Source organism: Bacillus cereus group sp. MYBK95-2 (genome assembly GCF_051915225.1).
Lineage (GTDB): Bacteria > Bacillota > Bacilli > Bacillales > Bacillaceae_G > Bacillus_A > Bacillus_A cereus.
Genome location: NZ_JBQAEH010000010.1, coordinates 96,511 through 109,797 on the forward strand (window position 1 = coordinate 96,511; position 13,287 = coordinate 109,797).

Below are 13,287 nucleotides of genomic sequence, written 5' to 3' on the forward strand. Positions count from 1 at the left end.
GTAGGTACAAGGGTTATTCCCGTTGTACCTACGCTTTGGTGAAAGAGCCATGTAGGTATTTTTTTATCTACATGGCTCTTTTTTTATTGTCAAAAAGCTAGTAAAAAATGATGTTTAAGCAAAACTTACTACAAAGGAGTTAACAAAAATGGAAACGAAAAAATGGGGATTATGGGTTTTAACAGCATTTGTTATCGGGAATATGGTTGGCGGTGGCGTATTTATGCTTCCAGCAAATTTAGCACAAGTATCAGGGCCAATGGGTTCTACACTCGCATGGAGTATTACAGGCCTTGGCGTATTTATGATTGCACTTGTATTTGGAAATTTAGCGATTCGGAAACCAGAATTAAAAGCTGGACCACAAAGCTATGCTCAAGCGATGTTTCCTTCAAAAAAAGCTGGTAAAGTTGCAGGATATAGTATGGCATGGGGATATTGGGCTGCTAACTGGGCTGCAACAGCATCTGTTATTATTTCCTTTGCTGGATATTTATCAACATTCTTTCCAGTTTTACAAAGTAAGCAAATTCTTTTTTCAATAAATGGATTTTCACTGGAACTCGGAAAAGGATTAACTTTCCTCGTATGTAGCCTTATGCTGTGGGGAATTCAATATATTCTTTCTCAAAATATTGATCGAGCTGGAAACATGAATCTACTTGCTACCATTGCAAAAATTATTGGATTTACAATGTTTATTGTAATTACATTATTCATTTTCAACGCCTCTAATTTCGGAGACGGTCAAACCTTTATGAATGAAGCAGGACAATCAATCTCATTAGGTGGACAAATCAATTCAGCTGCTATTGCAACACTCTGGGCATTTATCGGTATTGAATCAGCAGTTATGCTTTCTAATCGTGCAAAATCACAGCGCGATGTAAAAAAAGCTACGATTTTCGGATTAATTATCGCTCTTCTTATTTACATGTCAATTACTTTACTTACAATGGGAGCTCTTCCGCAAGATGCTTTAAAAGAGTCTCAAAAACCATTAGTAGACGCATTAAATTTAGCAATTGGAAATAAAGGTGCATATATAATGGCTTTACTCGCTCTTATATCTTTATTTGGATCTACAGTTGGCTGGATTGTTGTTAGTTCAGAGGTACCTTACCAGGCAGCAAAAAATGGACTTTTCCCTAAGTTTTTCGGGAAAACAAATAAAAAAGGTAGTCCTGCAAAATCATTATTGATTACAAATGTAATGACGCAAATTTTCTTATTTTCAACGATTTCTGGTACTGTTTCAGAAGCGTATAGTTTCGCTATCGTCGTAGCAACATTAGCCTATTTAATTCCATACCTTGTTTCTACCTTGTACCAATTAAAATTAGTTATTACAGGAGAAACGTATGATATACTGCCAGGATCTCGAGTAAAAGATGGAATCATTACTACATTGGCGTTGGTATACTCCATTTGGGTTATCAAAACGGGAACTGCTGATTTAAAAACGTTCTTCTTAGGAATTGGATTGTTCGTATTAGGTCTTCTTCTTTATCCAGTACTAATGAAAGACTCACAAAAAACGGATTAAATAAAGAGAAGCTGCTGGCTTCTCTTTTTTATTAAAAATCTGTAATTAACTTTTCTTTTAGCTCTCCTACAGATAAAGGTTTCGCATAATAAAATCCCTGTACATAATCACAGCTCATTGATTGTAACAAACTCTCTTGCTCTACTGTTTCTACTCCTTCAGCAACTACTGCTAAATTTAAACTATGAGCAATTTCAATAACGGATTTTACAATCGTTCGTTCTGGTTGTGCGTGATCATAATGAAATTCACGAATAAAATTACGATCAATTTTTACAATATCCAGTGGTAGTTGTTTTAAATAATATAAGGAAGAATAGCCAGTTCCGAAATCATCCAAAGCAATTAAAACACCCATATTTCTTAATTCTTGTAATGTAGCAATAATATAATCAAAATGGCGGACTGCAATACTTTCCGTTATTTCTAATATTAAACGGTTCGGAGGAAAACCAGTTCTCTTTAAAATGCTACGTACTGATAAAATAAAACGTTTCTGCATTAATTGTTGTATAGATAAATTCACAGATAACTTTAGTCCTTCTTGATAATTCGGCAATGTTTTAAACAAGCGACATGATTTTTCTAATACCCAGTCTCCTAGTTTTATAATTAGTCCAGACTCTTCAGCTACAGGGATAAATTCGCTTGGTGAAATAGGTCCGTCTTCTGTCATACAACGTACTAGAGCTTCTATACCAGAATATCTCTTCGTTTTCAAATCAATAATAGGCTGCAATGCTACATCTAACTCTTCATCACGAATTGCCTTTTGCAAAGCAAACTCAACTTTCATTCTACGATTTATTTTCGCGCGTAGCTCATCTGTAAAGAAACACGCAGCGTTTCTCCCCTGTTCTTTTGCACTATACATAGCTAAGTCAGAGTTTTTCAATAACGTTTCCACATCTTGTCCGTCTTGTGGATAAGAACAAAGTCCTAGACTAGCTGAAATGTATACTTCATGGCCTTCCAGCATAAATGGTGCCTGAAAACATGACAACACAGATGTCGCTAACTGACTCATATCATCTTGTCTATGATTTTTTGTTAACAGCACAAATTCGTCGCCACCTAGCCTAGCCAGAACATCTTTCTCTCCTAGTACATAATGCAACCTTGAAGCAACTTCACTTAAAAGTAAATCCCCTATCATATGACCTAATGTATCATTTACTAATTTAAAACGGTCCAAATCAAAGTAAATCATACCAAATTCTTTTTTATCTGCAATCAATTCGTTAACGGTCGTTATTAATTGTAAACGGTTAGGCAAACTCGTTAAAGCATCATGATAGGCAAGTTCCCTATAACGACTTTCACTTAGCCGCAATCTATGTTCCGCTTCTTTTCTACTACTAATATCATTTCGAATTGCGATAAACTGGTATGGCTCTCCTTTTTCATTTAAAAATGGAACAATTGTTGTTTTGACCCAATAATATGTACCATCTTTTGCTCGATTCCGAATCTCACCTGTCCATACTTTCCCATTCAAAATACGCTTCCATAAGTCTTGAAAAAAGGTTTTTGGATGATGTCCTGAATTTAAAATACGGTGATCTTTTCCAATTAATTCTTCTCTTTTGTATTTAGAGATTTCACAAAATTTATCATTTACATATGTAATAAGACCTTTTCGATCTGTAATTGCAACAATTGAAGACTCATCTAATGCTAACTTTAAATCTCGCAATGAAGAGTCATATAATGCATGACCTCTCTGTTCTAGCATGCGCATCTCTCCTTGCTTCTATCTGACTAAAACACAACCTGTTTCTCTTCATAGAAATAGAGATATTTCATTTTCTAATACTAGCCCATTACATAAATTATCTTTTTGAATAGACCGATTAAAATAACATAATATTATTTGTAATAAAAAGCAATATTATACCGTTCTAATTATAAATAGTAGCTTCTCATCTCCCTAATTATTTCGTACCTTATTATACTGCAATCCCTTTAAGTGGCTCTATGCAAGCCTTGTTTCCAACTAATACCACTCACATCTGATCTCTTTGTTTTTAATAACGAAATAGAAATTAGAACATACTACATAACTATTCACGAATAATAATATAAAACTCTACATCAATGTATATGTTTTTGAATTACAATAATAAAATATTAACATATTTTCACCTTAATTTTGGAAGTATTTTATAAATAAATACCGTATTAAACTAAAAAAGAGGATAGCCTCTTTTTTAGTTTAATACGAATATGGTATTTGCTGATAACCTGGGTATGGCATTGGATACGTTACAGGGTATGGCGACGGATAAGCTACTGGATATGGAGCCGGATAATACCCTCCACTTGTTGCACCTGTTAATGCACCAGCTGTTAGTCCGCCTAACACTCCTCCTGCAAAGCTTCCAGGGAAAAATCCGCCTCCCCATGAACTACCACCACCCCAGCCCCATCCGCCTCCGTGATGATGATGGTGATCATAGTGATTGTGTCCTCCATGGTGATGATGTCCACCGTTATGATTGTGCCCACCATGATTGTGTCCTCCATGATGATTTCGATAATACAATCCATTATTTTCTATATAATTCATGTTTCTCCGCTCCTTTTCGATTTTTTCATTTTCATATGCGTTAAGAGTGGGATAAAAAATGGGATAGTACACTGTATGTAGGACAAATGCGGAAAGTATAGGTGAAATGTCTATATTTTGTAAAAAAAGCAAAACACCTTATAATAAAGATGTCATATTACATCTTCTATTTAAGAAGTCTATATTGAAAAAAGATTAGGGGAATTATATAGAAATGAAGAAGCCTATCGTTCAATTACTATTAATATTTACAATTGTATCTATCGTTCTGTTCCTATTAAATACATCGTATATCTCGTTATATACATTTGTCGGTGCTCTATGGTCCATCACAATCGTAGGAATTTCATTCGTTATTTTTATAGAAAATAGATCTCCACAAAGTACATTAGCATGGTTTTTAGTATTAGCACTTCTTCCTATTATAGGTGTGCTATTATACGCTATTTTCGGGCGCAGCCGCTGGAGAAGAAAAAAACATCTCCATCGTTCAGAAGAACAAAGAAAATTATTCCGTGAAATATTAGAAGGAAGAAGACTAGAGTTATTACTCACAGTCCCACTAAATGAACGTTCCATACATTTAACAGAAGTCATACAAAAATTTGGAGGCGGTCCTGCCGCAGATAAAACAACTACAAAACTTTTAACAAACGGAGATCAAACATTTTCAGAAATTTTGCGAGCTATAGAGCAAGCAAAACATCATATACATATTCAATACTACATTTATAAATCTGATGAAATTGGTACAAAAGTTCGAGATGCTTTAATACAAAAAGCAAAAGATGGTGTTATTGTACGCTTCCTTTATGATGGCCTTGGAAGTAATACGTTAAGACGACGATTTTTGCACCCTATGAAAGAAGCTGGGATTGAAATTGTAGAATTTGATCCTATTTTTTCAGCTTGGTTACTTGAAACTGTCAATTATCGTAACCATCGAAAAATTGTTATTGTAGATGGCGAAATTGGTTTTACCGGAGGACTCAATGTCGGTGATGAATATCTTGGCCGTTCCAAGAAATTTCCTGTTTGGCGTGATAGTCATTTAAAAATAGAAGGAAAAGCATTATATAAATTACAAGCAATCTTTCTAGAAGACTGGCTCTATGCCTCTAGTGGTTTAAATACTTATTCCTGGGATCAATTCATGAATAGACAATACTTCCCAGGTAAAGAGATTTCAAATGCAGAAGGTGCTGTTCAAATCGTAGCAAGCGGACCAAGCTCCGATGATAAAAGTATTCGTAATACATTATTAGCTGTTATGGGCTCTGCAAAAAAATCCATTTGGATCGCTACACCCTACTTTATTCCAGATCAAGAAACTTTAACATTATTACGCTTAAGTGCAATTGCCGGAATAGATGTACGGATTTTATATCCAGGTAAAAGTGATAGCATCATTAGTGATCAAGCATCTCAATCCTATTTCACTCCGCTTTTAAAAGCTGGTGCTTCTATTTACAGTTATAAAGATGGTTTTATGCATGCAAAAATTGTACTCGTTGATGATACAATTGCAACTATTGGAACAGCGAACATGGATGTACGTAGCTTTGAATTGAATTACGAAATTATTAGTGTACTTTATGAATCAAAAACAGTTCACGATATTAAACGTGATTTTGAAGAAGATTTTAAACATTCAACTGAAATTAAATGGAACTCTTTCCAAAAAAGAAGTATAAAAAAACGCATATTGGAGTCTTTCATGAGGCTTATTTCTCCTTTACTGTAGGCAATCAACTTCATCTTGATTGCTTTTTCTTTTCCCTTTATCCCCCTTCCTTTTCTTTGCATACCATATTAAAACAAGTTATCATAAGATGTATTACTTTATGAAAATAATGTTAGGTGGGAAATACATGTTAGAACAATTTCATATACATGCTGATTTAAAACAACAGCTTTCTACGATTCATGAAAAGAATAAGCAAGAAGCTGGTGAAAATGCACATTTAATCGGAACGAAAATATATAAAGCGTCTGATAATAGCATTATTGAAGATGCGATTACAGCACTTCTTCTTGGCAAGAACATTCTATTAAAAGGACCGACTGGTAGTGGTAAAACAGTACTAGCGGAAACTCTTTCTTCTTTATTCCAAAAACCAATGCATAGCATTAACTGCTCTGTCGACTTAGATGTAGAGGGTATTTTAGGATACAACACACTACAAACGAAAGATGGTGCATCTGAAGTTTCATTCGTTAACGGTCCTCTTATGAAAGCAATGAAGAACGGTCACTTCCTATATATTGACGAAATCAATATGGCAAAACCTGAAACGTTACCACTTCTTCACGGCGCATTAGATTACCGTAAAATGATCACAAACCCATTTACACAAGAGGTTGTATACGGTGATGACGAATACCGTGTAATTGCTGCGATTAACGAAGGTTACGTTGGAACAAGTGAACTAAACGAAGCGTTAAAAAACCGTTTCGTTATTATTGAAGTTCCTTACATTCAAGGTGATACATTAAAAGAATTATTATTAGCAGAATCAAAATTAAAAGATGTTGCAACAATTGAAAAGTTCGTTGCCTTTGCAAGCGACCTTATGCCTTTAGCTCGCGATGGACGTGTAAGTGAAGAAGCGGCAAGTATTCGTGGCATTATCGACGCATGTGATTTAGGTGTATATATTCCTGTTATGCGAGCGATTGAACGAAGCATAATTGCAAAACTTAATGATGAAACAGAACAAATGACTGTCCGTGAATTAGCAGAAAGTTATTTCTTTGAGGGATAATTTATGAGACAAATTTTTAGTGACAAAAAAATTGATGCGTCGCTGTTTCTACAAATGGAAAACTTAATGTATGCCCTTCTAAAAGAAGACGATGCCTATCTTGAATATGGCTATAAAGCATACTACGACGAAATTGAAAAGAAAGTTGTCATTAGTCACTTTTGGGATGATCGAAAAGAAGAAGATACAGTAATCGGATTAAAAAGCGAAGTGTTCTTAAAAGCACTTGGTAATAAACATTACTCGGACATGACTTTAATTCGTTCTTATGCGATTGAATTGCAAGAATCGCCCCTAAAAAAGTTTTTAACACAATTATTTGTTCTATTAGAAGATTTACGCGTTGAGGAAATTGTAAAGAACTTACGTCCTGGCACGAAGCATGTTTTTAAAAGAAGAAAAGAAATGTATCGCAATTACTTTAGCTCACAAAATGAAATCAATCGCGTTCGTAACTATCACGGTGATCGTCTATTTTGCCTATGCTATCTTTCATTAACGAGCGATAAATATGAAATGTTTAATAATGAATATTTCGAACAAATTGAAGCTATTTTGCATGAAACATTCCAAGCTCGTAATACGGAAGATATTATGTATATCGTTGAGAAAATTCGCTACCGCTTAGAGGAGCTTCTTGAAAGTGATATGCTTAACAACTATTTCGGACATGCACCGCTTTATTTATCTGTTCTTGCAGACGAAAAGAACTGTCGCGTCGAAGATTTAGCAAATGATGATACGCAGCTTATAGATGACGATGAAAATAAAAACAAAATGGATGAAAGTTTCTCCACATGGCATCGTGAAAATAAAAATAACGAAAACGAGAACTTTTTACGCTTTGAATTAGAAAGCGGAACAAAAACAAACATGATGGGCGATACTGCTCGTGAATCAGAAGATGGCGACCAAGCACTTGGTTCTGTACAAGGTACTTCTCAAAAAAGTACACAATCCAACTTTGATGGCGCTGATACAGAAGAAGCAAGGGCTTCACACGCTTCTAGTCAAAATGATGGTGCATATGGTAAATATAACACTGGCGCTTCTCATACATTTAAAGAAGCACGTAAACCAAATCCTGATGAGAAAAAGGATTACCAAGCTATCAAATCAGTCGTTAATAAAGATGTAAAAGAATTAAAGAAAATTATCGAAAAAACGATTGAAAATAAAACGAATGCAAATAGTGATAAATATTACGGAAGACTTCGTAAGAAATTCCTTCGTATTTATACTGAAAAGCAGCCTCGCATGTTTTATAAAAAAGGGCAAGAATCACAAGAGCTCGACGTTGCATTCCAACTGTTAGTTGACTGTTCTGGTTCTATGTATAACAAAATGGAAGAAACGAAGAAGAGTGTTGTACTATTCCATGAAGCTTTAAAATCTTTAAAAATCCCGCACGCTATTAGCGGATTTTGGGAAGATGCCTCTAGCGCTAAACCTGAAGATAAGCCGAACGTTATCCATGAAGTTGTAAATTATAAAAACTCAACGTTACCAAACGTTGGTCCAGAAATTATGCAACTTCGTGAAGAAGAAGATAACCGCGACGGATATATTATTCGTATCGTTTCTGAAAAGCTTGCCAAAAGACCTGAGAAACATAAATTCTTACTAGTCTTCACAGACGGTGAGCCTTCTGCGCTAGACTATCAACAAGACGGAATTTTAGATACGCATGAAGCTGTTAAACTCGCGCGTAAAAGTGGTATGGAAGTAATCGGTATCTTCATCGAAGAAGGCGAAGCGAAAGAAGCAACTTATCAATTGATGAAAAACATTTATAACCATCACTTCTTAGTTGCAAATCACGCTGAAGATTTACGACTGAAGATTAAACCATTACTGAAAAAATTATTACTGAAGACGATTGAATAGAAAATAGGAGCCTTGTGGCTCCTGTTTTTTCGTTCAATTACTTTGTTTCTGGTTGAAACTTGTATGGAATGGCTACTTCTAACAAATATTCAAATCCTCCGTCATAGTATGGGAAGCGCTCATTCGCAATTGTTCGATCCACCCACTCTACTGCAGAAATTTCACCTTCATCTTCCGCAATAAGTTCACCTTTTTCTACATTCGCTCGGAATGTAAAAAATAGCGCATGATTCCCTGATTCTTCAAAGAATTTTTCATTGATCGCAACAAGTCCACCTAACGTAGCAGTTAAACCTGTCTCTTCTTTCACTTCTCTTATTAGTGCTTCCTCTAATATTTCACCTTTTTCCACAGCCCCACCTGGCAATGACCAAACGTTTTGTTCTACATTATGTACCATTAATATTTTATCTGTTTCTTCATCATGTATTAGTGCATATACGACATCAACTCTTTGCATAAGACTTCTCTCCTTCCAAAAATGAGGAAGAGCCGATTCCTAAGAATCGACTCTTCCTATTAATTCATCACTAACTCAGCTGTGAGCTTTTTTTTTAACTTAGCCAGCATGTCAGTTGTCATTTTGTCTAAATCGTATTCTGCTTTAAAGCCCCACTCTTTCATTGCTGCTGTTGCATCAATAGAGTTTGGCCAGCTATCAGCGATTGTTTGACGAGCTGGATCTACTGCATAATCCATTGTAAACGTCGGAATGTGTTTACGAATTGACGCTGCAATTTGCTCTGGCTCGAAGCTCATTGCTGTAATGTTAAATGCATTTCTATGCACTAGCTTACTTGGATCAGCTTCCATTAATGAAATGATCGCTTGTAAAGCATCAGGCATATACATCATGTCCATATATGTTCCTTCAGCAATGTATGAGGTGTATGCACCTTTTTTAATCGCCTCATAATAAATTTCAACTGCATAATCAGTTGTTCCGCCTCCTGGAGGCGCTACGTAAGAAATTAAACCTGGGAAACGGACACCGCGCGTATCTACGCCAAATTTTTGATAATAATAATCACACAGTAATTCTCCTGCCACTTTGTTTACCCCATACATCGTAGTAGGACGCTGAATTGTATCTTGCGGTGTATTATCTTTTGGCGTTGATGGACCAAATGCACCGATAGAACTTGGCGTGAAGAACTTACAGTTTAATTCACGAGCTGCTTCTAGAGCATTTACAAGTCCACCCATATTTAAATTCCATGCAAATAACGGATTTTTTTCTGCTGTTGCTGAAAGTAAAGCTGCTAAATGAATAATTGTATCTACTTCATTACGCTTTGCGATATCATGTAGTTTTTGTCCATCTGTTACATCTAACGTTTCAAATGGACCAGACGTTACTACTTCACTATCTGTTTCACGAATATCTGTTGCAATAACATTTGATGCGCCGTATACATCACGAAGTTTCATTACTAGTTCAGAACCAATTTGCCCTAAAGAACCGGTTACTAGAATTTTTTTCATTTTCCCCACTCCTCATTTGCAAGCTATTCAAAAGATGTCGTTACTTAAATGATGCCCATTTCTTTTCCTACTTTTTCATACTTAAGAATTGCTTCATCTAACATTTCTTTCGTATGAGCTGCTGTAGGCATATTACGAACACGACCTGTTCCTTTTGCTACAGTTGGGAACACGATAGATTTTGCGTATACGCCTTCTTCATTTAGACGTTTACTAAATTCTTGTGTTAATACTTCGTCCCCAATAATACAAGGTGTAATTGGCGTTTCACTTTCCCCAATGTTAAAGCCAAGTTCTTTTAACCCTTGTTTTAAATAGCGACCGTTTTCCCATAGACGATCATGTAACTCTGTGCTTTCCATTAAGATTTCAATTGATCTCATGCAAGCTGCCGCATCAGCTGGTGTTAATGCTGTAGAGAATAAGAATGGACGTGAACGAACTTTTAACCAGTCAATTAAGTTTTGTTTCCCTGCTACATATCCACCAATTACCCCAATTGCTTTTGATAATGTACCAATTTGGAAATCAACTTTATCAGAAAGACCGAAGTGCTTTACAGTTCCTGCACCTTTTCCAAGTACACCTGAACCGTGTGCATCATCTACGTATGTCATTAAATCTAACTCTTCTGCAATCTCAACAATTTCTGGTAGTTTTGCAACATCTCCATCCATTGAGAAAACACCGTCTGTAATTACCATTAATTTATTGTAAAGACCTGATTCTTTCGCCGCGATTGCTTTTTGGCGTAAATCTTCCATATCAGAATGTTTATAAACAATAATTTTTGCTTTTGATAGACGACTACCGTCAATAATAGATGCATGATTTAATTCGTCTGAAAGAATCGCATCATTTTTATCCATAACAGCTGAAATCGCTGCCATATTACAGTTAAATCCTGATTGATAAGCAATTGCTGCTTCTGTATGTTTAAACTTTGCAATTGTTTCTTCTAACTTAATATGCAAATCTAAAGTACCGTTAATTGTACGAACAGCCCCTGCTCCAACACCGTACTTATGAATAGCACCAATTGCTGCTTCTTGCAAACGGCTATCTGTTGCTAATCCCAGATAGTTGTTTGAAGATAAGTTAATATATTCTTTTCCGCCAATTGTAATGATCGGTCCATTTGAACTCTCAAGCGGATCAATTACGTTATAAAGCCCCTTTGATTTTAAATCCTCTAAATTTTCTTCTAAAAATTTCGCAAGTGTTTTACTAGACATCGTGAAGCCTCCCATCGTTCATGTAAGCGGATTATTGTCTTAATAGTTCTAATAATCCCTCTACTAGCTTAACACGTTTTCAGAATTTATTATAGAAAAATAGTTTAAAGTAACCGCTTACAATTCTAGATTATATATGATTCATTACAATAAATCTATCATTTACTTTTCATATTTGATAGAATTAAAAAAATATTTCGGGAGGTTTCAAACATGGCATTTACAGAATCTGATGTATACAATAACACAGCATTTTTCGAACAATATATGAAACGAAGATACCGAGAAAATAGCCCAAATGAATCCATTGAAAAACCAGTATTCTTTCAGCTCATTGGTCATGTGCAAGGAAAACAAATTCTCGATTTAGGCTGTGGTGATGCTAAGTTTGGTGCAGAATTATTAGAAAAGGGATGCTACTCTTACACCGGCATTGAAGGCTCCGAGCTTATGTATGGAAAAGCTAAAAAACAACTAGAAAATAAAAATGGATCTGTTCATTTTTTAAGCCTCAAAGATTATACCTATCCCTCTTCCACTTTTGATTTAGTAACCTCTAGACTCGCCTTACATTATATTGAACATCTTGATATCATTTTTCAAAATGTGTTTCAAACTTTAAAAACAAATGGTACCTTTACCTTTAGCGTTCAACATCCCGTTATTACTTCTTCATTTGAAAGCTTACAAACAAGTGGTAAAAGAACGAGTTGGCTCGTCGATGATTATTTTAAACTAGGCAAACGGGTTGAACCATGGATTGACCAAGAAGTTATTAAATATCATCGTACAACGGAAGAGTATTTCACATTATTACAGCAAGCCGGATTTACCATTACATCATTAAAAGAAGCTACACCAAATCCAACCTATTTTCAAGATGAAGAAGAGTATAAACGTCGCTTACGTATTCCTCTCTTCCTCTTATTTTCTTGTACCAAATAAAAAAAACGATGAATCACTCATCGTTTTTTTATCTCATTGCCTGAGCAACTTCTTTAACTACACGTCTTCCTCTTCCGTGAGGGATACAAAGCGGTGTTCCAAACAACGGATCCGTACTAATTTGACACTCCATTCGGAATACATCACGTACTAGTTTCTCATCTACCACTTCTTCAGGTTTACCTTGTGCATATATTTGTTTATCTTGAATTGCTACAATGTTATCTGCATAGCGGCATGCTAAATTCAGATCATGTAATACCATAACAATTGTTCTTTGTTCTGTTTCATTTAATTCGAATAATAAATCTAGCACTTCAATTTGGTGAGTCATATCTAAGTATGTAGTTGGCTCATCCAGTAAAATGATATCTGTATCTTGTGCAAGTGTCATTGCGATCCAAGCACGTTGACGCTGCCCACCTGAAAGAGCATGCACATCACGCTCAGCAAATTCTGTCATACCTGTTGCTGCAAGTGCCTTCTGTACCATTTCCTCATCTTTTTCTGACCACTGTTTCAGCCATGTTTGATATGGATAGCGTCCTTGTTTTACAAGTTGCAATACTGTAAGCCCTTCTGGTGCTTGCGGTCCTTGCGGTAAAATTGCCATTTGACGAGCAATTTGCTTCGTTTGCATACTTTGAATAGCTTGATTATCTAACAAAATGTCACCAGTTGTTGGCTTTAATAATCTAGCTAGTGAACGTAATAAAGTTGATTTCCCGCAACCGTTGGAACCGATAAAGATTGTAATTTCACCTTTTGGAATTTCTAAATTCAACTCATCAATAATAATTGTTTCACCATAAGACAACGTCAAGCGTTTCGTCTCCAATGCTTTTTGCATATTCA

At 35.5% G+C, this 13,287-nt stretch carries 11 protein-coding genes; 5 read left to right on the forward strand and 6 right to left on the reverse strand.

Features of this window, described 5'->3' with window-relative positions; all coding sequences use genetic code 11:
• Positions 1 to 148 precede the first annotated feature (148 nt).
• Positions 149 to 1,546: an amino acid permease gene (locus ACTFN4_RS25340; RefSeq protein WP_142408270.1), complete on the forward strand. Its 1,398-nt coding sequence runs from the start codon at positions 149 to 151 to the stop codon at positions 1,544 to 1,546.
• 31 nt (positions 1,547 to 1,577) lie between these two features.
• Here ACTFN4_RS25340 and ACTFN4_RS25345 read toward each other — a convergent pair whose 3' ends face one another.
• Together ACTFN4_RS25345 and ACTFN4_RS25350 are read right to left on the reverse strand one after the other, a co-directional pair.
• Positions 1,578 to 3,281 carry a putative bifunctional diguanylate cyclase/phosphodiesterase gene (locus ACTFN4_RS25345; protein WP_000893345.1) on the reverse strand — a complete coding sequence of 568 codons (1,704 nt, stop codon included), beginning with the start codon at positions 3,279 to 3,281 and terminating at the stop codon, positions 1,578 to 1,580.
• A gap of 480 nt (positions 3,282 to 3,761) precedes the next feature.
• On the reverse strand, positions 3,762 to 4,115 hold the full coding sequence (locus ACTFN4_RS25350) for a hypothetical protein (RefSeq protein ID WP_001106379.1): 354 nt from the start codon (positions 4,113 to 4,115) through the stop codon (positions 3,762 to 3,764).
• 214 nt (positions 4,116 to 4,329) lie between these two features.
• Between ACTFN4_RS25350 and ACTFN4_RS25355 the strand changes: the two genes are divergently transcribed.
• The 3 genes from ACTFN4_RS25355 (at position 4,330) to ACTFN4_RS25365 (ending at position 8,767) form a co-directional block, all read left to right on the forward strand.
• A complete protein-coding gene (locus tag ACTFN4_RS25355) occupies positions 4,330 to 5,859 on the forward strand; it encodes a cardiolipin synthase (protein WP_000743025.1) in 1,530 nt (509 codons plus the stop codon).
• A gap of 127 nt (positions 5,860 to 5,986) precedes the next feature.
• Positions 5,987 to 6,880: an ATP-binding protein gene (locus ACTFN4_RS25360; protein ID WP_000892971.1), complete on the forward strand. Its 894-nt coding sequence runs from the start codon at positions 5,987 to 5,989 to the stop codon at positions 6,878 to 6,880.
• Between the two features lie 3 nt (positions 6,881 to 6,883).
• The gene (locus tag ACTFN4_RS25365) at positions 6,884 to 8,767 is read left to right on the forward strand and encodes a vWA domain-containing protein (protein WP_001248875.1); all 1,884 of its coding nucleotides are present in this window, start codon (positions 6,884 to 6,886) and stop codon (positions 8,765 to 8,767) included.
• 37 nt (positions 8,768 to 8,804) lie between these two features.
• Here the strand turns inward: ACTFN4_RS25365 and ACTFN4_RS25370 are convergent, their stop codons facing one another.
• The 3 genes from ACTFN4_RS25370 to ACTFN4_RS25380 are packed head-to-tail and all read right to left on the reverse strand — an operon-like array spanning position 8,805 to position 11,487.
• Positions 8,805 to 9,227: an NUDIX hydrolase gene (locus ACTFN4_RS25370; protein ID WP_001189941.1), complete on the reverse strand. Its 423-nt coding sequence runs from the start codon at positions 9,225 to 9,227 to the stop codon at positions 8,805 to 8,807.
• Between the two features lie 59 nt (positions 9,228 to 9,286).
• Positions 9,287 to 10,252, reverse strand: coding sequence for an L-threonine 3-dehydrogenase (locus ACTFN4_RS25375; RefSeq protein ID WP_000723149.1), 966 nt, complete (start codon positions 10,250 to 10,252; stop codon positions 9,287 to 9,289).
• Positions 10,253 to 10,296: 44 nt separating this feature from the next.
• The gene (locus ACTFN4_RS25380; protein ID WP_000095905.1) at positions 10,297 to 11,487 is read right to left on the reverse strand and encodes a glycine C-acetyltransferase; all 1,191 of its coding nucleotides are present in this window, start codon (positions 11,485 to 11,487) and stop codon (positions 10,297 to 10,299) included.
• A 213-nt stretch (positions 11,488 to 11,700) separates the two neighbouring features.
• On the opposite strand from ACTFN4_RS25380, the gene ACTFN4_RS25385 reads away from it, so the two are divergent.
• Positions 11,701 to 12,432: a class I SAM-dependent DNA methyltransferase gene (locus tag ACTFN4_RS25385; protein ID WP_439962952.1), complete on the forward strand. Its 732-nt coding sequence runs from the start codon at positions 11,701 to 11,703 to the stop codon at positions 12,430 to 12,432.
• A 28-nt stretch (positions 12,433 to 12,460) separates the two neighbouring features.
• Here the strand turns inward: ACTFN4_RS25385 and ACTFN4_RS25390 are convergent, their stop codons facing one another.
• Positions 12,461 to 13,282: an ABC transporter ATP-binding protein gene (locus ACTFN4_RS25390; protein ID WP_001167962.1), complete on the reverse strand. Its 822-nt coding sequence runs from the start codon at positions 13,280 to 13,282 to the stop codon at positions 12,461 to 12,463.
• Between the last annotated feature and the right edge of the window lie 5 nt (positions 13,283 to 13,287).